The organism is Streptomyces sp. NPDC003035 (assembly GCF_042888285.1).
Lineage (GTDB): Bacteria > Actinomycetota > Actinomycetes > Streptomycetales > Streptomycetaceae > Streptomyces.
On record NZ_JBIAPJ010000012.1, the window covers coordinates 124579 to 144805 of the forward strand.

A 20227-nucleotide genomic window follows, 5' to 3' on the forward strand; every position below is an offset into this window, starting at 1 on the left:
GGCTGAGGCATCATGCACGCATGAGCGATGACCCCACCCACGTCCAGGAGTTCTTCGGTCCCCGCGCCGCCGACTGGGACGCCCGATTCCCCGACGACGGCCCCGCCTACGCCGCCGCCGTCGCCGATCTCGGGCTCCGCCCCGGGGACGCGGTGCTCGACGCGGGCTGCGGCACCGGCCGGGCCCTGCCCGCGCTGCGGGCGGCCGTGGGTCCGGCCGGGACCGTCATCGGCGCCGATCTCACCCCGGAGATGCTGGCCGAGGCGGTACGCGCCGGGCGCGACGGGTCCGCCGGGCTGCTCCTGACGGATGTCGCCCGGCTGCCGCTGCGCGACGAGGCGCTCGACGCGGTGTTCGGGGCCGGTCTCATCTCCCACCTGGCGGACCCCGCGAAGAACCTGCGCGAACTGGCGCGCGTGGTCCGCCCCGGCGGACAGCTCGCCCTCTTCCATCCCATCGGCCGGGCCGCCCTCGCCGCCCGCCACGGCCGGCGGATCACCGACGACGATCTGCGCGCCGAGCCCAACCTGCGCCCGCTCCTCTCCGGTGCCGGATGGCGGATGGTCAGCTACGTGGACGAGGAGGACCGTTACCTGGTGCTGGCCGTCCGCCAGGACCGGTGAGGCGCCGTCGTACAGGGTGAGCCCCCGTCGTACAGAGCGACGAGGACGAGGTTCATCCCCGCGGTCGGGACCGCGTCCGCTTCGACGCGGAGCGGCACGATGACGGCGGTGTTCCGCCGGGCGTGACGCGAACTCGACGCGCCCTTCTGTCCCGGCACTTCCGTGTCTACGGTGGAGGTGCCGGGCAACCGTGTCCGGGGAAGGCGGCAGGCCATGGCCCGTGTGCGAGCGATATTCAACGCCCTTCTGCCGACCGCGCGACGCGCGCCCCAGGATCCTGCCCAGCAACCTCGGGTGCGACGGCAGCACAACCTCTTCGAGGCCGCCGCGGTCTATGTGGTCGGCTGCGTGGAGGACGATCAGGACCGGATGGACGAGGCCGCCACCTGGGTCTCCCCCGAGGCCCTCTCCTTCGGCGTCAACGAGCTCGCCTGCCGCGCCGTCATCGCCCTCGCCCGCGAGCGCGACGAGTCGCCGCAGACCGTGGCTCGGTCGCTGCTGGGACTGCCGGGGGCCTGAGCCGTACGGAATCGGCCGCGCCACTTTCCTTCCAGGGACTCTCGACGCGCGGGTTACCCACTGGTTAAGGTGCGCCGACGACCAGATGGGGAGGCTGATGTGGCTACCGCCGACGACGACGCGCTGTACGTGCTGACCGCGGTGCTGCTCACGCCCGCGCAGTTCCCCAGCGTCCTGGGGGACGACTACCCGGCTGCCTGCGCGGCGCTGGGTCTCGAGCCGTACGCCGAGGGGTACGGGCTCGTCCTCGGCCAGGACGGCGAGGGTGCACGGTGGACCGTGATCATCGACGACGTGTCGCTGGTCGCGGTGGCCATCGCGTCCTGGGACTGCGGGATGGAGTACGACCTCTCCCCCGACGAGCGCTCGGTCGTGGCCGCGCTCCCTGGCTGGCCGCTCGCCGTGGCCACGGCCGCCCCTGGCCTCCCCGCGCCGCACGATCCGGAGCCCGAGGAGGGCGACCGCACGCCGCTGTCCCCGCCGGACGGCACCACCTGGGGACCGGCCCAGCGCAGGCTCGGCGCGGACGAGGTGGCGCTGCAGTGGGCGGCCTGGCGGGCGGAGATGGACGGCGAAGGGGACGGCAAGGACCCCGCGGCGGAAGCCGACGACGGCCCGGCGGACCGGCCCGGCATGGCCGACATGGCCGCCCGGGGCGGTAACGCTGCGGCGGTGGGAGCCGGTGACGGCCCGGCGGACCCGGCCGGTATGGCCGGCATGGCCGGCATGGCAGAACGCGCCGAGGGGGCTGGACCTGGCGGCGTTGCCGACGGCCGCGTCACCGCCCAGGGGGACGACCCTCGCGACCCCTACGACGGCGTCCGTCGCGCGCTCGCCGAGCTGCGCGGTTATCTGGAGGACGCTCCGCCGGTGGGCCGTGTGCGGTCCAGCTTCGCCGCCGGCGGGGCGCGGATGCTGCGGGCCGACGGCCCCGGCTGGTCGCTGGTCGCGCGGACCGACGACATGGCCTTCGTCCTCCTGGACGACGAACCCCACGAGGTCCTCCCCGTGGCACGCGGCCCGAAGCTGCCGGGCCTTCTGAAGGCCCTGGACGCGATGGCGGTACGTCCCTCCTGACGTCCCGTAGCACCTGACCCCGCCGGCCGCGGCCCCACATGGGCCAAGGGCCCGAGGTGTGGCCCCGGACCATGGCCGCACGGGAAGGGCGCGCCGCACGATGTGGCGGCGCACCCTCGTCCCGCCGTCCCGCCGGAGGCCGTCCATGCCGTCCCCACGCCTGAACCGAGGCGTCCCGCTGCTCGCCGCACTCCTCACCGCCCTGACCGTCGCCGGTCCCGCCGCGCCGGCAGGGGCCGCCGGGGAGCCGTCCGGCCCTCCGCCCACCTGCGCGGAGCACCACCGGATCCACGTCCTGGGCGCCGAGCACCGGCGGACGGCCTGCCTGGGGGATCTGACGACGGCCGGCCTGGCCGGTACCCCGTACACCGACATGGCCGATCAGGCGGGCCTCTCCGCGCAGGGCAGCAAAAATCCCTCCGGCGTCCCCGGCATCCAGATCGACGGCTACTTCCCCGACGACTCGCGGCTCAACGCGACACACGGCTGGGCCCACGACGCGCAGTTCGTGATCAGGCTCCCCGAGAACTGGAACGGCGGGCTCGTCGTGACCGGCGCCCCCGGCACCCGGCGCCAGTACTCCACCGACACGCTCATCTCCGACCACGTACTGGCCCAGGGCTTCGCCTACGCCGCCACCGACAAGGGCAACACCGGACCGGACTTCTTCACGGACGGGCGTCGGCCGGGCGACGCGGTCGCCGAGTGGAACGACCGGGTGACCGAGCTGACGAAGGCCGCGAAGAAGGTGGTACGGCAGCGCTACGGCCGGGCGCCCCACCGCACGTACATGACAGGCATCTCCAACGCCGGCTATCTGACCCGCTGGCAGCTGGAGAACCGCCCGGAGCTGTACGACGGCGGGGTCGACTGGGAGGGCGTGCTCTGGACGACTCGCGGCCCCAACCTGCTGACGAGTCTTCCGGTCACCGTGGCCCGCGCCCTCGGCCGGGCCTCCGACCAGGACATGATCGACGCCGGTTTCGCCCCCGGTTCGCGCTTCCTGTGGCCGTACCACGAGAAGGCGTACTGGGGCCTGACGCAGAAGGTCTTCCGGGCCGAGTTCGATCCGTCGTACGACCCCGGGTGCCCGGGCGCCACGGCGGGTTCGACGATCGAGCAGATCCTCTCCCCGTGCGTCTCCGACGCCTCGTACGACTACGCCTCCCGCCCCGCGTCCGTGCGCCGGGCCGTCGCCAAGGTCGCGCTGACCGGGCGCATCGGCAAGCCGCTGATCACCCTGCACGGCGATCTGGACACCTTGCTGCCCATCGCGACCGACTCCGACGTATACGCGGGGATGGTCGAGGCGCGGGGCCGGGCCGGGCTGCACCGGTACTACACGGTCCAGGACGGCACCCACGCGGACGGCCTGTACGACACCTATCCGGACCGGTTGCGTCCGATCCTGCCCTGCTACCGCTCGGCGTTCACGGCGCTCAGGGAGTGGGTCGAGGCGGGCACGGCTCCGCCCGCGGACCGTACGATCGCACGGCCGGCGAGCGGTGACGTGGTCAACTCCTGCGCGCTGGCGGCCCCGTAAGGGACCGGAACGGGGACGGAGCTCAGACCATCTCCAGAGGGCGGTGCGGCTCGGCCGGCAGCTCGACCCGGATCGGGTCGCCGGGCCGCACCTCTCCGCCGGTCAGCACGATGCTCATGATCCCGGCCTTCCGGACGACCTGTCCGTTCTCGTCCCGGCGGAGGACCTGCTTGAGCAGGCCGTGCCGGTAGGCGTCGATCTGGGCGCAGGGGTTGCGCAGGCCCGTGACCTCGACGACGGCCTCGGCGCCGAGGTGCAGCCGGGTGCCGGTCGGCAGGCCGAGGAGGTCGATGCCCCGCGTGGTGATGTTCTCTCCGAGAGCGCCCGGTGCGACCTCGAACCCGGCCCCGGCGACCTCGTCGAGGAGTTCCGCGTGGATCAGGTGCACCTGACGCAGGTTCGGCACGGTCGGGTCCTTGGCCACGCGGGAACGGTGCTTGACCGTGACGCCGGCGTGCACGTCCCCCTCCACTCCGAGACCGGCGAGCAGCGTGATGCTGTCCCGGTTCGGCTTGGTGAACGAGTAGACGCCGTTGCTGCTGACCGTCGTGACGGTAGCGCCGCTGCTCATGAGGTGAGCTCCTCTTCCCGATCCGATGATCACATGCGGGTGATCATCGTCGAGCCTACGCCAGACGCTCCCCGAGCGGTGGAGGTCAGCGGTGGAGCTCCTTGCGGGAGATCCGGCGTACGCGGCGCCGCTGGCCCGGGTCGAGGGCCAGGTAGGCGACGGCTGGTACGCCGAGCACCACCAGCAGGGACATCCAGAATCCGATGAGGGGCATGAGGAGGAGGCCGACGGCCACTCCCCCGATCACGATCTTCGTCCGTGTCGACATGTCCGACGCCTCCTTGTCACGCTGCCGAGCGCAGCGGCTCCCCGACCTCGTGCAGATGTCCGAGCGCCTGTCGGTAGGACTCGACGAAACCGGTCTCTGTGTAGGGGATACCCACCGTACGGCAGTGCGCACGCACGGCGGGCTGGGCGAGTCGCAGATGGGGCCTCGGCATGCTCGGGAAGAGGTGGTGCTCGATCTGGTAGTTCAGACCGCCGAGGAACCAGTCCGTCAGGGCCCCGCCCCGGATGTTGCGCGAGGTGAGCACCTGGCGGCGCAGATGGCCCCAGCTGTCACCGTCCGGATGGTCGTCGGGCATTTCCATGCCCTTGTGGTTGGGGGCGAAGGCCAGGCCGAGGTGCAGTCCGAGGAGCATCTGGTGGATCAGGGCGAAGACGAGGGCCTGGCCGACGGTGAGGGTGGTGAGCAGCAGGGTCGCGCACCCGGCGACGTGGGCGAGGAGCAGCGCGCCTTCGACGAGCCGCTCGCGCCGGGTCCTGTACGGACCGTCCGTGGAGAACAGCGCCTGGAATCCGTACACCTTGAGCGCGATGCCCTCGAGGGTGGTCAACGGGAAGAACAACCAGGCCTGGTGGCGGGTGAGCCAGCCGCGGAAGCCGGCCCGTCCGGTGGTCTGGGCTTGCGCGAAGACGAGGATGTCGGCCGCGACGTCCGGGTCCTTGTCGAGGTGGTTGGGGTTGGCGTGATGGCGGTTGTGCTTGTCGTTCCACCACTCCTGGCTCATGCCCAGCAGGAGGTTGGCATGGACCAGCTGGATGAGCCGGTTGCGGCGCCGGTCGGCGCAGATCTGGGCGTGCCCGGCGTCGTGACCCACGAAGGCGGCCCGGGCGGAGAGCAGGGCGAGCGGGACGGCCAGCGGCAGGGCCCACCAGGAGGGGCCGAGCAGGACCAGGCTCGCGACGACGGCGGCGAGTCCGAGGAAGTTGACGGCGATGCCGCGGGCGTACCACCCGGTCCTGCGTTCCAGCAGCCCCTGCTCCCTGATGGTGCGCAGCAACGGGGTGAACTCGCCGGCGCCGCCCCTTCTGGTGGCGGTGCCCCGATCGGGCGCCGTGAGCGTTGCTGTGGCCTGGGGCATGGCGGTCTCCGGTGTCCGTGGGCGGGGGCCCGGGCGCGGGCCGCCCGGACTCCCTCGAACGTACGGATCGCAGGTCGTCCGCAGGAATGACGGCATCCCCCGGGGTTCCAGGGGGATTGCCGGGGGACGGGGGTGGGGTTGGCTCCACCCTCCGGGTCCGGACCCGCCCCGGCGTGAGCGGGCGACGTGAGCCAGATCACGGCGGTTCCGTTCACGGGCGACCGGTCGGTTCGAGTACCCTCGGCCGCTCGACCCCGGTAGTCAAATTTGAGGAATGTGTTGTCGCCGTCCCGGAGACTCGATGAACTCGCCCGCTGCTCCGCCGTGTTCCTGCCCGCCGATCCGCCCCGCGCCGGCCGGATCGCCTTCCTGTCCCCGGACGCGACGTCTCCGTCGGCCACCGACGAACTGACGACGACAACCGCTACGACGACCGCTACGGCGACGGGGCTGACGGCGGTCGCCGACGCGCTGACGGAAGCGATGGGGGTGACGGCGGTCGCCGAGGAACTGACGGTCGTGACGGCCGTCGCCGACGGCGTCCGTCCGCACTCCGTTCCCGCCCTCCTCCTTCCGGTACGGGACGCCCTGCCGGCCCTCACCCGCGCCCGCTTCTCCGGCGCGGCCTCGCCCGCGGCCGCCTTCTGGGGGGCCGCCGCCCTCTTCGGCCTGCACCTCGCGGCCAAGGGGCTCTTCCTGCCCGGCCTCACGCCCACCGACCGGGACGCGTGGCGGGCCGGTCCCCTCGGCCCGGAAGAGCTGGCCGAGCTACGGGCGCTCGCCGCCTCGATGCCGCCCACCGCCCACTCCGTACCGCTGTCCCACTCCGTACCTCTGTCCCACTCCGTACCGCTGTCCGGCTCCCGCCCACTCTCCGACTCCGGCCCGCTGCTGCTCCCCGAGCCCGAGGGGCTGCTGCGCGCCTTCGTGGACGCGGTCGCGGACGGGCTGCCGCGCACGCCGGCCGCACCGCTCGCCGCCGGCGGGCCCGCGTTCGCGGCCGACGAACCGCAGGTGCTGCCCGCGCAGCGGGCATGGGCCGCGGACGTGGCGGCCGGCCATGACGCGGGCGTACGGCTCTCGCTGCGCCTCGAACTGCCGGGCCTGGGTGAGCAGGAGGCTCCGGCCTTCCGGGCCGTCCTGCAGATCCACAGCGTCGCCGACCCGGCGCTGGTCGCGGACGCGGCGGAGGTCTGGGCCGGATCCGGTCCGGCCGGCGGAGCGTTCGGGCCCCGGGCCCGGATGGACGCCCTCCTCGCGCTGCGCCGCGCCGCCCGCGCCTGGGCGCCGCTGGCTCCGCTGCTCTCGGCTGCCGTCCCGGACGCCGTCGAGCTGGCGGACGAGGAGGTCACCGATCTGCTGGGGCCGGCGGCTCGGGCACTCGCCGCGACGGGCGTCCAGATCCACTGGCCGCGCGACCTGGCACACCGGCTCAGTGTGCGCGCGGTGATCGGCCCGCCGGACGGCGATCCCTCCGCGACCGGGCGACCGGGCCCCGAGGCCCCGCACACCGCCGGCGCCGGCGTCGGCGCCGGCGTCGGCGCCGGCGTCGGCGTCGCGGACGACCCCGGCAGCGGCCCCGTCGGTCACCGCTCCTCCGCGCTCCCCTCCTTCCTGTCCGCCGACGCCCTCCTCGCCTTCAACTGGCGTTTCGCGATCGGTGACCAGGAGCTCAGCCGTGCCGAACTCGACCAGCTCGCCGAGGCCGGTCGCCCGGTGGTCCGGCTGCGCGACCAGTGGGTACTGGTCGATCCGGCCGAGGTGCGCCGCGCCCGCGCCTCGCACGACCGCAAGGTCACGCCCGTGGACGCGCTCGGCGCCGTGCTCACCGGTACGACCGAGGCCGACGGCCGACGGGTCGAGGTCCAGGCGACCGGCTGGCTGGAGCAGTTGCGCGCCCGTCTCGCCGACCCGGAGGGCGGACCGCAGGAGGTCGCCCAGCCTGCCGCGCTCGCCGCGACGCTCCGCGACTACCAGCTGCGCGGCCTCAACTGGCTGCACCGGATGACCTCCCTCGGCCTCGGCGGCTGTCTCGCCGACGACATGGGCCTGGGCAAGACGATCACGCTCATCGCGCTGCATCTGCACCGGCAGAGCGAGCCCGCCGCCGCAGGTCCCACGCTCGTCGTGTGTCCGACCTCGCTCATGGGCAACTGGCAGCGGGAGATCGAGAAGTTCGCGCCCGGCACGCCCGTGCGCCGCTTCCACGGCCCGTCCCGCAGCCTGGAGGGCCTGGCCGACGGCGAGTTCGTCCTGACGACGTACGGCACCATGCGGCTGGACACCGAAGCGCTGGCCGGAACGCCCTGGGGCATGGTCGTCGCCGACGAGGCCCAGCACGTCAAGAACCCGTACTCGGCCACCGCCAAACAGCTGCGCACCATCGGGGCCAAGGCGCGCGTCGCCCTGTCCGGCACTCCCGTCGAGAACAACCTCTCCGAGCTGTGGGCGATCCTCGACTGGACGACGCCCGGCCTCCTCGGCCGGCTCGGCACCTTCCGATCCCGCTACGCCTCGGCCGTCGAGGGCGGCGAGGACCCGGCCGCCGCCGAACGGCTCGCCGCGCTGGTCCGTCCGTTCCTCCTGCGACGCCGTAAGTCGGACCCCGGGATCGCCCCCGAGCTGCCACCGAAGACCGAGACCGACCGGGCCGTCTCCCTGACGAAGGAACAGGCGGGTCTCTACGAGGCGGTGGTGCGGGAGACCCTCGCGGCCATCGCCGAGGCCGACGGCATGGAACGGCGCGGTCTGGTGGTGAAGCTGCTGACCGGACTCAAGCAGATCTGCAACCATCCCGCCCAGTACCTGAAGGAGGAGCGGCCGCGCATCGACGGCCGTTCGGGGAAGCTGGAGCTCCTGGACGAGCTCCTCGACACGATCCTCGCCGAGGACGCGAGCGTGCTGGTCTTCACGCAGTACGTGCAGATGGCACGGCTGCTCGAACGGCATCTGGCGGCGCGGGGCGTACGGACGCAGTTCCTGCACGGGGGCACGCCCGTCGCCGAGCGCGAGGCGATGGTCGCGCGCTTCCAGGACGGCGAGGTCCCCGTCTTCCTCCTGTCGCTGAAGGCGGCGGGCACCGGGCTCAACCTCACCCGGGCCGGGCATGTCGTGCACTACGACCGCTGGTGGAACCCGGCGGTGGAGGCCCAGGCCACCGACCGCGCGTACCGCATCGGGCAGACCCAGCCGGTGCAGGTCCACCGGCTGATCGCCGAGGGGACGATCGAGGACCGGATCGCGGAGATGCTGCTGCGCAAGCGGGCGCTGGCCGACTCCGTGCTCGGCTCGGGCGAGGCGGCGCTGACCGAACTGACGGATGCCGAGCTGGCGGATCTGGTCCAGCTGCGAGGGGACGGACGATGAGCGGGTACGACGGGATGCACGACGCCGAGCGGACCTTCGCGGCGCTGCCGCCGGCCCAGGGGTCCGGTTTCGCCCGCACGTGGTGGGGCCGGGCCTGGCTCAAGGCGCTCGAGGACACGGCTCTCGACGGCGAACAGCTGAAGAAGGGGCGTAAGCACGCCCGTGGGGGTGCGGTGGGCGCGGTCTCCGTGCGCCCCGGGCGGATCACGGCGGTCGTACGGGACGGCGACGGCACGTCGTACCGCAGTGACGTGCTCCTGCAGGAGCTGTCGGAGGACGAGTGGGACCGGCTCCTCGACCTCGCGGTGGAGAGCGCGGGCCACATCGCGGCCCTGCTCGACCACGAGATGCCGCCGCACCTGGTGGAGGACGCGGCGGCGGCCGGGCTGGAACTGCTGCCCGGCATCGGTGATCTGGATCCGGAGTGCGGCTGCGAGGCGTGGGACCACTGCCCGCACACGGCGGCCCTCTGCTACCAGGTGGCGCGGCTGCTCGACGAGGATCCGTTCGTGCTGCTGCTGATGCGGGGGCGCGGCGAGCGCGGGCTCCTGGACGAGCTGCAGAAGCGCAGCGCCGCGCGGGCGGCTCCGACGAGCCCGGGCTCGACCCCTGGCTCGGCCTCGGCCTCGACCTCGGAGAATGCGGAGAGGGCGGTCGATGCGCAGGCGGCGGCCGGGGGCGTATCGGCCGAGGAGGCGTTCGCCGCGCGGAACATCCTGCCTCCGCTGCCGGCCCCGCCGGTGCTCCCTCCGGCGCCGGGCACGCCGCCGTCCCTGGACACCGAGACGGACCCTGCGCCCGGCCTCGACCCGGTGGCGCTGGAGTTCCTGGCGGCGGACGCGGCCGGGCGGGCCCACCGGCTGCTGGCCGAGGCGCTCGCCCCGGGACATGAACGCGCGGCGGTGGAACCGTCCCTGGCGGTCGGGCAGGACGCGGTGCGACTGGCCGCCGCCGAATCCGTCCCGCCGGGGATCGCGACCCGGCTCGCCGACGGGTCCGGTCGTCGGCGGGCGGATCTGGACCTGGCCACGCGCGCGTGGCGGTTCGGGGGCGCGGCCGCCCTGTCCGTACTGGAGGAGGAGTGGACGCCGGGACCCGAGGCGCTGGCCCGGGCGAAGACGCTGCTCGCGGAGGCCTGGGAGGACGCCGACCGTCCGGTGCTGCGGCCGGCGGGGGCGGCGCGCTGGACGGTGGTCGGCGCGGAGGCGCAGCTGCGGCTGGGCGAGGACGGCCGCTGGTGGCCCTACCGCAGGGAGCGCGGCCACTGGGTCCCGGCCGGCCCGGCGGACCAGGATCCGGCCGCCGCGCTCGCGGGTCTGTCGCTGGGCGACGGCTGAGGCGCGGGCTGAGCGTCAGCCGGATGCGCCGGCCGGATGCCTCACCCGATGCGCCGGCCGATGCGTCACCGGAGCGGCGCGGTGAGCTTGCGGGCCGCGCCGCCCGCGCCTCCGTCCGGCGTGTGCGCGGCGAGACTGCAGGCCACGGTGTCGGAGCCGAGGAGGTAGCCGCTGCGGTACGGGTACTGGACGAAGGTGGTCCAGCGCGTACCGTACGGCTGCTCCGCGGCCTTGCGGCGCAGCGGCTCCCGGCAGAGCGCCGCGGCCCCGTCGCGTACGTCCCGGTCGGTGCGGTGGTCGCCGGTGAGCCGGACCACGGCGACGAGTTGGGCGTCGTGCGGCTGGCCGCAGCGGCGCCGCACGACGGTGCCCGGCGCCTCCCGGTCGATGTCGAAGCACTCCCCCGGCCCGAGCCGCTGATAGGGCACGGGGACGGACGGGCCGGGCGCGGACGGGCCGGGCGCGGAGGGGCCGGGCCCGGTGGCGACGGACGACGACGGGCGGGATGAGCCGGGGCCCTGTGAGGTGGAGGCCGGTGAGGTGGAGGCCGGTGAGGTGGAGGCCGGTGAGGTGGAGGCCGGTGAGGTGGAGGCCGGTGAGGTGGAGGCCGGTGCCCCGGAGGCCCGCGAGCCGGTGCGGGGAGCGGGCCCGTCCGTGGGCGACCCGCCCTGGGGTGCGAGCTCCCGGCTCCCGCCCTGGGCGGTCCGGGCTGACGTACGATCCGTCGGCTCCGCCGAGAACCGGCCCGCTCCCCCGCCGGCGTGGCAGCTCGCGGCCACGAGACCCGCCACCACGAGCAGGACGGGCAGCACGAAGTACCGGAGCGGCGACAACAGGTCGGCGGAGAGCGTGGACATGCCGACCAGGGTCACTCACCGGCCGTCAGCTGCCGCGGTTCGAGAACAAGTTGCAGCACACCTTGTACCGAACTGTGATCAAACCCGTTCGCCCACGGCTCGTACGCGGCCCCCACCCCCGTGCTACAGCCCGAGCTGACGCTCCGCCCCCTCGACGGTCTGCGCGAGGAGCACGGCGATGGTCATCGGACCCACGCCACCGGGTACGGGCGTGATCAGCGAGGCCCGCTCGGCGGCGGTCTCGAAGTCGACGTCACCGACGTTGCCGGGGTTGTAGCCGGCGTCGATCACGACCGCGCCGGGCTTGATGTCCTCGCCCTTGATGAAGCGGGGCCGGCCCACGGCCGCCACGAGGATGTCGGCCTCGGCCACGATGGAGGAGAGCTCGGTGGTGCGCGAGTGGCAGTACGTGACGGTGGCATCGCGTCCGAGCAGCAGCAGGCCGGCCGGCTTGCCGAGGATCGCGGAGCGGCCGACGACGACGGCGCGCTTGCCGCTGGGCTCGACGTCGTACGCGTCGAGCAGGCGCATGATGCCGCCGGGCGTGCAGGAGACGAAGCCGGGAAGGCCGAAGCCCATGGCGGCGAAGGAGGCCATGGTGACACCGTCGACGTCCTTCTCCGGGGCGATCGCCTCGAAGGCGGCGCGCTCGTCGATGTGCGGTCCGACGGGGTGCTGGAGCAGGATGCCGTGGACCTCGGGGTCCTCGGAGAGCGCGGTGATCGCGGCGACGAGCTCCTCGGTGGTCGTCGCGGCGGGCAGCTCCACGTGCCGGGAACGGATTCCGGCCTTCGCGCAGCGGTTCTGCTTCATCTTCACGTACGTGACGGAGGCCGGGTCCGAGCCGACGAGCACCGTGGCGAGACAGGGCGTGACGCCGGTGCGGCGGGTGATCTCGGCGGCGCGGGCCGCGGTCTCCTCGACCGTGCGGCGGGCGAGCGCGGTGCCGTCCATGAGGGAAGCGGTGCTGGTGGACATGGGCCACTCCTGGGCGTCGTGAAGGACAGGTGATCGCCCAGGCGCACGGCAGTGACGGGTCCACGCGGGTGCGTGGAGTCCGCCGGGCCGCTCCCCGGTGGTGATCCACCTCAAGCGCCAGTCACGGCCCGAGCTCCACTCTACGTGAGGACCTCGTGAGGACCTGGGGGCGGCATGGGGCGGCATCCGGACAGGGCGCCATGCCGCGCTGTCCGGACGCTTGTGGGCGGCCTGCGCGCGGACGACGATGACCACGAACGGAACGGTGGACCTCGACGTGGAGGCCGAGTTGAGCGATGCGTGGGTGACCTCGGAGCCGGACCCGGGAGCGCTGCGGCGGGCGCACGACGCCTTCACCGGTGGGGGCCGGATGCCGCTCCCTCCGGTCCGTCCGCTGGTCGCCGACTCCTGGCGGCGCTCGGCCCGGGCCCGGGTGAGCCCGGACGGCGCGGCCTGTGTGGAGCTGGCCGACGAGGAGCTCGCCGGGCATCGCGAGGAGCATCCGCTGTCGGCCGCCATGCCGGTGATCCGGGAGCTGATGGGCACGTACGCGACCGATGGCGAGCATCTCCTCGCGGTCTGCGACGCGGCGGGGCGGATGCTGTGGGTGGAGGGCCACCCAGGGACGTTGCGGCGGGCCCGCGCGATGAACTTCGTCGCCGGGGCCCGCTGGTCGGAGTCGGTGGCCGGGACGAACGCGCCGGGGACCGCGATCGCCGTGGACCGACCGGTGCAGGTGTTCAGCGCCGAGCACTTCCAGCGGCCCGTGCAGGCCTGGACCTGCGCGGCCGCCCCCGTGCACGATCCGCACACCGGACGCCTGCTCGGTGCGGTCGACATCACCGGCGGGGACCGGCTCGCCCATCCGCACAGCCTGGCGTTCGTGCAGGCGGTGGCGCGGGCGGCCGAGTCCCACCTGGCCCTGCTCGCGCCCCCGCCGGCCGCGGACCGGGTACGCCTGACCGCGCTCGGCCGGGACGAGGCGCTGATCGGCGTGGCCGGCCGCCGGCTGCAGCTGAGCCGCCGACACAGCGAGATCCTGGTCCTCCTGACCCACCGCCCCGACGGAGTGAGCGGCGACGAACTCCTGACGCTGCTGTACGAGGACGAGTCGGTCACCCCCGTCACGCTGCGGGCCGAACTGTCCCGGCTGCGCGGGCTGCTCGGCGGGGAACTGGTGCGCTCGCGCCCGTACCGGCTCGACGCGGTGGTGGACGCGGACTTCGGCACGGTGGACCGGCGGCTCGGTTCGGGCGCGCTGTCGGCGGCGCTCGGCGCGTACGCGGGGCCGCTCCTTCCCGGTTCGCGCGCGCCGGGGGTCGTACGGCTGCGTGAGCGGCTCTCGGACCGCCTGCGGGCGGCGCTGGTGGACCGGGGTGATCCGGGGCTGCTCGCGGACTGGACGTACAGCACCTGGGGCGAGGACGACGTGGAGATGTGGCGGGCGCTGTCCGAGGTGGTGCCGGCTTCCGGGCAGGCCCCCGTGCTGGCCCGGCTGCGGGCGCTGGACGCGGAACTGTCGGCGGGCGCAACGGCCTTGCAACGTAGGGCTCCGCAGACTCGGCGGTGAGCGCCGGCCAGGGACGGCCGGCGCGGTCCCGAGGGAGGCCATGTCCATGACCCGTTACGCCGCACCCGGTACCGAGGGCGCACTCCTGTCGTACCAGGCCCGCTACGACCACTGGATCGGCGGTGAGTACGTCGCCCCGGCCCGCGGGCAGTACTTCGAGAACCCGAGCCCCGTCGACGGCCGTCCCTTCACCGAGGTCGCCCGCGGCACGGCCGAGGACGTGGAGCGCGCCCTCGACGCGGCGCACGCCGCCGCGCCGGCCTGGGGCCGTACCGCGCCCGCCGAACGTGCCGGGGTCCTGCTGGGGATCGCGGCCCGGATGGAGGAGCATCTGGAGGCGCTGGCGGTCGCGGAGAGCTGGGAGAACGGCAAGCCGGTACGCGAGACCCTCGCCGCCGACATCCCGCTGGCGATCGACCACTTCCGCTACTTCGCGGGGGCGCTGCGCGGCCAGGAGGGCGCGCTGAGCGAGATCGACGACGACACCGTGGCGTACCACTTCCACGAGCCGCTGGGCGTGGTCGCGCAGATCATCCCCTGGAACTTCCCGATCCTGATGGCGGTCTGGAAGCTGGCCCCGGCGCTGGCCGCGGGCAACGCGGTGGTCCTCAAGCCGGCCGAACAGACGCCGGCGTCCGTGCACTTCTGGATGAGCCTGATCGCCGATCTGCTGCCGCCGGGCGTGGTGAACATCGTCAACGGCTTCGGCGCGGAGGCGGGCAAGCCGCTCGCGTCCTCGCCGCGCGTCGCGAAGATCGCCTTCACGGGCGAGACGACGACGGGCCGGCTGATCATGCAGTACGCCTCCGAGAACATCAAGCCGGTCACGCTGGAGCTGGGCGGCAAGTCTCCGAACATCTTCTTCGACGACGTGTGGGCGGCGGACGACGACTTCCGCGACAAGGCGCTCGAGGGTTTCACGATGTTCGCCCTCAACCAGGGCGAGGTCTGCACGTGCCCCTCCAGGGCGCTGATCCAGCGCGGCCACTACAGCGAGTTCCTGGAGGCCGCGGTCGCCCGCACGGAACAGATCGTCCCGGGCCACCCGCTGGACACGGCGACGATGATCGGCGCCCAGGCGTCCAACGACCAGCTCCAGAAGATCCTTTCGTACCTGGACATCGGCCTGCAGGAGGGTGCGAAGATCCTGACGGGCGGTCAGCGTATCGAGCCCGGGGGTGAGTTGGCGGGCGGATACTACGTCCAGCCGACGATCTTCGAGGGGGACAACCGCATGCGGATCTTCCAGGAGGAGATCTTCGGCCCGGTCGTCGCGGTGACGTCCTTCACCGACTTCGACGACGCGATCCGCACGGCGAACGACACCCTCTACGGCCTCGGCGCGGGCGTCTGGACCCGCGACGGCAACACGGCCTACCGCGCGGGCCGCGCGATCCAGGCGGGCCGCGTCTGGACGAACTGCTACCACGCGTACCCGGCACACGCGGCGTTCGGGGGCTACAAGCAGTCGGGCATCGGCCGCGAGACGCACAAGATGATGCTGGACCACTACCAGCAGACGAAGAACCTGCTGGTCTCGTACTCACCGAAGAAGCTCGGCTTCTTCTAGGGGCGGAAGAGGAGGCGCCTGACCTGGGCTTCTGCCCGTCAGGCGCCTTTCGGCCGCCTGATGCACCGCACCGTTTGGCTGGTGCGGCACTCCCGGTTTCCCGCACCCCCGTCCTGTTCCGCGAACCTCTCACCAATGCCCACCAAGATCCGCACGGCACACCCACCTGTGACGGATAGCATCACGTGCCCCTGCCGCCACCCATGCCCCTGGAGTACCGCATGAACCACACCTCCGGCTTCTCCCTCTCCCGCCGCGGACTCATACGCACGGGCGCCGGAGTCTCGCTCGCCGCGCTCGGACTGGGCGTCGGCGCGCAGACCGCCTCCGCCGCGGTGGCCACCACCAAGCGGTTCGACCTCACGCAGCCGTCGTACGACCTGTTCCGGTCCAAGGACACGCACGGTCCGCGGGTCCAGCAGAGCTTCGCCTTCGACTGGGTGAACAAGTTCCTGTTCGTGGCGACCAAGCGGAGCGGAAGCGAGGAGTCCGCCGGCGACCTGTGCATCAACAAGATGGACTTCGACGGGAACTACCTCTCGTACATGCACCTCAACGGCTTCGGCCACGGCGTCGCCTTCGCCGCGCTGCCGAGCGGTTCCGGCACCGAGCTGTGGATCGAGTGCGCCACGAACACCAACGGGTTCGGCACCGCGCTCACCCCCGTCCGTTACACCGCCGACACCACCCTGGGCTCGCCGGCTGCCTCGGCCGCCTACCGGCCGATCTCCGGGGCCCTCGAGTACACCTGCTCCGTCGACCCGGTCCACCAGCGCATGATCGTGCGCTACCACACCAGCGCCGGCAAGCGCATCGCCGTGTACCCGCTCTCCGACTTCGAGACGCGCAGCTTCGGATCTCCGCTGGTCGACTTCAAGCAGCCGACGATCTCCGGCACTGCGCAGGGGTACACCCTCTACGGCTCGTACATGTACTACCTGACGGGTGACCCCTACCCCGGCGACGGCACCCCCACCGGCGACGGCAACACCTACGTCACCAGCATCGACATCAACACGGGAACCGTGAAGCAGGGCCCCGTCCTCACCAAGGCCGGCTCCACCCTCCACTTCCGCGAGCCCCAGGGCCTGGCGATCTACCGCACCGACGCCGGCGAGGCCCGCCTCTTCATCGGCTTCGCCACCGGCGTGGAGGGCGACCGGCGCTCCAGCATCTTCTACAAGAACGCGCTGATCTGAGCCAAGTGCGCCCGGTGGCCGACCGTCGGCCGCCGGGCGCCGACGGCCACGACGTTCCTCCCCGGGTGGCGAACGGCTTGCGGCGGCGCCTGCCCCCGGCAGGGCGGGCGCCGCCGCTGGTCGGTTCAGCCGGGCCAGGTGCCGGTCAGGCGCCGGGTGGTCGCGGCGCCGGCTCGGTCGACGGCGGCCTTGACGACGGCGAAGATCGCACCTTGCAGGGCCGCGGCGATCAGGACCTCTTGCCAGGTCCGGTTCTCGTCGGTGGCGTCGGGGGCGTCGTCGTCGTGGCCGATCATCTTCCACGCCTGCTTGAAGGCCGCGCCGGCGATCATGCCGCTGGCGGCGCCGAGGGCCAGGCCGACCGGCTTGTAGGCGATCTTCGATGCCTTCATCGACGCCTCCGGCTACGGCGCAGCAGGAGGAAGGCGATGAACGCTGCGGCTGCGGCGAGCAGCGGGGCGCGGTTGGTCTTCGCCATGCTCACAGCTGTCTCGGCCTTCTCGCGGACCGGGTCGGGGGTCCTCTCGGCGGCGATGTGTCCGGCGCGTGCGGCGCTGTCGCGGACCTGGGCCGAGGCGTGAGCTGCCTTGTCGAGGACCGGGTCGGGAGTCTTGTCCTTGACCAGCTGAGTGGCCTGCGCTGCCTTCTCCCTGAGCTGGTCGGTGACGTGGGTGGCCTTCTCGGCGGCCTGTTCCTTGAGCTCGGCCGCCTTCTCCTTGGCCTGGGCCTTCACGTCGGCCTTGGCCGCCAGCGCCTCCACGGTCTGACCCAGCTCGTCACGGGTGTGCTCGACCTGCTCGCGCAGTTCCTCAGGTGTGGGGGCGGATTCATGGCCCTGGGGCTGATTTTTCATCGGTGCGCCTTCTCCTTGATCTCGGCCACGTCGGCCTTGACGCCGGCGATGGCCTGCTCCGGGGCGGGGGTGCCTGCCTTGGCGATCTGCTTCTTCCCGGTGGCGGCCATCACCGCGGCAACCGCGGCCAGCAGGGCGGCGATGATCAGAGCCGAAGCCCACACCGGCAGGAGCAGGGCGAGGGCGGCGATCGCCCCGGCGACCAGGGCCTGCGCGGCCAGAATGCCGACCAGGCCGGCGCCACCGAACAGGCCGCCGCCCACACCGAAGCGTTTGCCCTTCTGGGTCATCTCCGCCCGGGCCAGCTGCATCTCTTCACGGACCAGCTCAGAAAGCTGCTGCGACGCTCGTGAGACGAGATCGCCCACCGACTCGTCGGTACTGCCGTGGCCCGGCCGTCCAACGGTGCTCATGGAATCCTCACCTTCCTCCCCGTGCTTGGCCGAACTCCGCAGCGCGATGGCGGCCACCAGCGTCGTTCCTGGTTGCCGCGTCAGCCGGCGGGCCTCCACCCTGTCGAGCTGTGCACGCTGCTGTGTGGGCGCGCCTACCCTGCAACCCGCCCGTCACTCGTCGGCCACGCGTCTCAGCCGAGGTTGCGGATCAGGAGACGGGGTGCTGTCCGGACCAGGGCGGCGGCGACGACGCCGGTCACCGCGCCGACCGCGACGTCGGAGGCGTAGTGCGCACCGCTGTGGACCCGCTCGAGGGCCACCAGCACTGTCGGTGCGGCGCAGGCGGCTCCCGCCGCCGGCCAGGACGGAGCGGCGGCCGCGGTGAAGGCCACGGCGGCGGCGGTGTGCCCGGACGGGAAGGAGGAGCTGTCGGGCCGGTCCTCGGCATCGTCGTGCGGGATCCACTCCTTCGGCGGACGTCGTCGCTCGACGAGCTTCTTGGCCACCCCGTTGGAGAGCAGTTCCGCGACCACCATGGCGGTGATACCGGCGGCTGCGGCCTTGCGGCCCCGCCGGCCACCTCCGGCCGCCATGGCGGCGGCGGCCGTCCACCACAGCTTCGTGTGCTCGGCCGCTTCCTCGACCGGAGGCAGGAGCCGACGTGCCCAGGCGGAGTCCCAGGCTGCCATCTGCCTGGTCAGCCGATGATCCTCGCCTCGCAGCTCCGCCCAAGGTTTCACGTCCTGCGACTTCCCGGCCCGCGCCCGTTCCACACGGTATTCACTCCAGACGGCGGCGGTCTTCATCACTCCTCTCGGGACGGCCGCCGGCGACGGCGTGACGCCGGTGGTCCGACCGGCCCCGGCGTCGGTCGGGTGAGCGATGAGAACAGGCCAACGACCTATGCCGGGGCGCGTCAAACACTTCCCGCGCGTGCTCCATCAGATGTGGTGAACTCCGCAGCTCAGAGGCGTGGTGGGGCCGGATCGCCTCCATGATGACGTCGTCTCACCCGCCCCCCGCACGAGGAGTACGACCATGTCCGAGACGGCCGAGCCCAACGTCGGTTCGTTCACCCTCGGCGGTCCGCTGACCGCCGAACCCGCCGGGACGATCGAGGTACCGGAGCACGAGGAATGGTCCCTGCCCAACGGCTTCGCCTGGGTCTTCCCCGGCGATGGCAACAGCGGCGGTCTCGTCCGGCCCGTGATCATGGCCGACGGCTTCAACCTCGGCCGGAGCAAGCTCGACGAGCTCTACCACGGGTTGGAGAACGGCTGCGAGTTCATCAGCGAGCTGCGCCGGCGCGGCAGGGACGTGATCCTGCTCGGCTTCGAGGAGCGCAGCGCATCGATCCTGGACAACGCGGAGGCGGCCGTCACCGCCATCATGCGGGCCACCGCCGAGCAGCGGGGCGATGCCCCCCTGGTCGTCGGCGGCTTCAGCATGGGCGGCATCGTCACCCGCTACGCACTCGCCAAAATGGAGCGGCAGCGGATGGACCACCGAACCGCGCTGTACTTCTCCTACGACAGCCCGCACCGCGGCGCTTCCATCCCGGTCGGCGTGCAGGCGTTCTCCCACTTCATCCCGCTCCCGAACAGCTTCGCGAAGCAGATGAACAGCCCGGCAGCGCGCCAGATGCTGTGGCAGCACTACGACAAGGACACCGGGAAGATCGGCATCGCCCCGGAGCGTACGGAATTCCTGGCCGCCCTGGAGCGGCTCGGTGGCTGGCCGATGATCCCGCGCAAGATCGCCGTGGCCAACGGTCGCGCCGACGGGGTCGGCCTGCCAGACGTGACGCCCGGCGAGGCCGCGCTGCGCATCGACCAGATCTACCCGGGCACCACCTTCTACACCCAGGCCCGGGGCGACGACGTGACGGCCGCCTTCCTCAACCGCAGGTTCCCCAAGGCCGACAAGACCATCACGACCGACGGCTTCCCCGAACTGGACGGCGCGCCGGGCGGAACCCTGCACACCTACAAGATCCTCGCCGACACGATGGAGAAGTTCGGCGGCAAGGCGGACCTGCGGCACGAGGACGTGTGCTTCGTCCCCTCGGTCAGCGCGGTGGCGGTCCGTGACATCGACAGGCAGGACGACCTGTACGTCGACATCAACGACCTGAACCCGGAGGAGAGCGAGCTGGACGACTTCCTCTGCTCGTCCACGACCACCGCACACACGGCCATCACCGGCGAGCTGTGCACCTGGATCATGGACCAGCTCCCCGACTGATCCCTGCCGCGCGCCGCCCGGGGCCGCCGCCCACCCCGCTGACCAGGCCGTGGTCGGCGGCCAGAGGTTCGGCGGCCGCGCCGAGCAGCCGACGCCTGCCGGCGGCGGCCCGGCTGTCCGGCGTGATCTCGAATGCCTGAGCAGCGGTGTTGGGCCCCTTC

At 72.7% G+C, this 20227-nt stretch carries 19 protein-coding genes and 1 riboswitch; of the genes, 10 read left to right on the forward strand and 9 right to left on the reverse strand.

Annotation, left to right across the window (positions count from 1 at the left end):
• Positions 1–20 precede the first annotated feature (20 nt).
• From ACFYV5_RS31945 to ACFYV5_RS31960, 4 genes are all read left to right on the forward strand, one after another.
• Positions 21–623, forward strand: coding sequence for a class I SAM-dependent methyltransferase (locus tag ACFYV5_RS31945; protein WP_389174281.1), 603 nt, complete (start codon positions 21–23; stop codon positions 621–623).
• Positions 624–836: 213 nt separating this feature from the next.
• Entirely contained in the window at positions 837–1142 is a 306-nt protein-coding gene (locus tag ACFYV5_RS31950; RefSeq protein ID WP_389174284.1) for a hypothetical protein, read from the forward strand.
• A 99-nt stretch (positions 1143–1241) separates the two neighbouring features.
• Positions 1242–2219, forward strand: coding sequence for a hypothetical protein (locus ACFYV5_RS31955; RefSeq protein ID WP_389174287.1), 978 nt, complete (start codon positions 1242–1244; stop codon positions 2217–2219).
• A 145-nt stretch (positions 2220–2364) separates the two neighbouring features.
• A complete protein-coding gene (locus ACFYV5_RS31960) occupies positions 2365–3762 on the forward strand; it encodes a tannase/feruloyl esterase family alpha/beta hydrolase (RefSeq protein WP_389174290.1) in 1398 nt (465 codons plus the stop codon).
• Between the two features lie 22 nt (positions 3763–3784).
• Here ACFYV5_RS31960 and ACFYV5_RS31965 read toward each other — a convergent pair whose 3' ends face one another.
• The 3 genes from ACFYV5_RS31965 to ACFYV5_RS31975 all read right to left on the reverse strand — a co-directional run bounded on the left by ACFYV5_RS31965 (position 3785) and on the right by ACFYV5_RS31975 (position 5697).
• Complete coding sequence (locus tag ACFYV5_RS31965) at positions 3785–4333, reverse strand: MOSC domain-containing protein (protein ID WP_355114791.1); 549 nt, start codon at positions 4331–4333, stop codon at positions 3785–3787.
• 85 nt (positions 4334–4418) lie between these two features.
• A complete protein-coding gene (locus ACFYV5_RS31970) occupies positions 4419–4601 on the reverse strand; it encodes a hypothetical protein (RefSeq protein ID WP_355114793.1) in 183 nt (60 codons plus the stop codon).
• A 16-nt stretch (positions 4602–4617) separates the two neighbouring features.
• Positions 4618–5697, reverse strand: a complete 1080-nt coding sequence (locus ACFYV5_RS31975; RefSeq protein WP_389174294.1) for a fatty acid desaturase family protein — start codon at positions 5695–5697, stop codon at positions 4618–4620.
• 276 nt (positions 5698–5973) lie between these two features.
• On the opposite strand from ACFYV5_RS31975, the gene ACFYV5_RS31980 reads away from it, so the two are divergent.
• Both ACFYV5_RS31980 and ACFYV5_RS31985 read left to right on the forward strand, forming a co-directional pair.
• Positions 5974–9063 carry a DEAD/DEAH box helicase gene (locus ACFYV5_RS31980; protein ID WP_389174297.1) on the forward strand — a complete coding sequence of 1030 codons (3090 nt, stop codon included), beginning with the start codon at positions 5974–5976 and terminating at the stop codon, positions 9061–9063.
• The gene (locus ACFYV5_RS31985; protein WP_389174300.1) at positions 9060–10400 is read left to right on the forward strand and encodes an SWF or SNF family helicase; all 1341 of its coding nucleotides are present in this window, start codon (positions 9060–9062) and stop codon (positions 10398–10400) included. Before ACFYV5_RS31980 ends, ACFYV5_RS31985 begins: the two co-directional genes overlap by 4 nt.
• Positions 10401–10465: 65 nt before the next feature.
• Here the strand turns inward: ACFYV5_RS31985 and ACFYV5_RS31990 are convergent, their stop codons facing one another.
• Together ACFYV5_RS31990 and ACFYV5_RS31995 are read right to left on the reverse strand one after the other, a co-directional pair.
• On the reverse strand, positions 10466–11257 hold the full coding sequence (locus tag ACFYV5_RS31990) for a hypothetical protein (RefSeq protein ID WP_389174303.1): 792 nt from the start codon (positions 11255–11257) through the stop codon (positions 10466–10468).
• 123 nt (positions 11258–11380) lie between these two features.
• On the reverse strand, positions 11381–12235 hold the full coding sequence (locus ACFYV5_RS31995; RefSeq protein WP_389174305.1) for a bifunctional 5,10-methylenetetrahydrofolate dehydrogenase/5,10-methenyltetrahydrofolate cyclohydrolase: 855 nt from the start codon (positions 12233–12235) through the stop codon (positions 11381–11383).
• A gap of 28 nt (positions 12236–12263) precedes the next feature.
• A riboswitch (ZMP/ZTP riboswitch) is annotated at positions 12264–12370 on the reverse strand.
• 112 nt (positions 12371–12482) lie between these two features.
• Here ACFYV5_RS31995 and ACFYV5_RS32000 point away from each other — a divergent pair.
• The 3 genes from ACFYV5_RS32000 (at position 12483) to ACFYV5_RS32010 (ending at position 16574) form a co-directional block, all read left to right on the forward strand.
• Positions 12483–13805: a GAF domain-containing protein gene (locus ACFYV5_RS32000; RefSeq protein WP_389174308.1), complete on the forward strand. Its 1323-nt coding sequence runs from the start codon at positions 12483–12485 to the stop codon at positions 13803–13805.
• Between the two features lie 46 nt (positions 13806–13851).
• Complete coding sequence (locus ACFYV5_RS32005) at positions 13852–15375, forward strand: aldehyde dehydrogenase family protein (RefSeq protein ID WP_389174311.1); 1524 nt, start codon at positions 13852–13854, stop codon at positions 15373–15375.
• 221 nt (positions 15376–15596) lie between these two features.
• A complete protein-coding gene (locus ACFYV5_RS32010) occupies positions 15597–16574 on the forward strand; it encodes a teichoic acid biosynthesis protein C (protein WP_355114806.1) in 978 nt (325 codons plus the stop codon).
• Between the two features lie 125 nt (positions 16575–16699).
• Here the strand turns inward: ACFYV5_RS32010 and ACFYV5_RS32015 are convergent, their stop codons facing one another.
• From ACFYV5_RS32015 to ACFYV5_RS32030, 4 genes are all read right to left on the reverse strand, one after another.
• A complete protein-coding gene (locus ACFYV5_RS32015) occupies positions 16700–16966 on the reverse strand; it encodes a DUF4235 domain-containing protein (protein WP_355114807.1) in 267 nt (88 codons plus the stop codon).
• On the reverse strand, positions 16963–17427 hold the full coding sequence (locus tag ACFYV5_RS32020) for a DUF3618 domain-containing protein (protein WP_389174315.1): 465 nt from the start codon (positions 17425–17427) through the stop codon (positions 16963–16965). Before ACFYV5_RS32020 ends, ACFYV5_RS32015 begins: the two co-directional genes overlap by 4 nt.
• Entirely contained in the window at positions 17424–17840 is a 417-nt protein-coding gene (locus tag ACFYV5_RS32025; RefSeq protein WP_355114962.1) for a phage holin family protein, read from the reverse strand. The genes ACFYV5_RS32020 and ACFYV5_RS32025 overlap by 4 nt, the downstream gene beginning before the upstream one ends.
• A gap of 173 nt (positions 17841–18013) precedes the next feature.
• Entirely contained in the window at positions 18014–18511 is a 498-nt protein-coding gene (locus ACFYV5_RS32030; RefSeq protein WP_389174318.1) for a phosphatase PAP2 family protein, read from the reverse strand.
• A gap of 349 nt (positions 18512–18860) precedes the next feature.
• On the opposite strand from ACFYV5_RS32030, the gene ACFYV5_RS32035 reads away from it, so the two are divergent.
• Complete coding sequence (locus ACFYV5_RS32035) at positions 18861–20066, forward strand: esterase/lipase family protein (protein ID WP_389174321.1); 1206 nt, start codon at positions 18861–18863, stop codon at positions 20064–20066.
• Positions 20067–20227 lie beyond the last annotated feature (161 nt).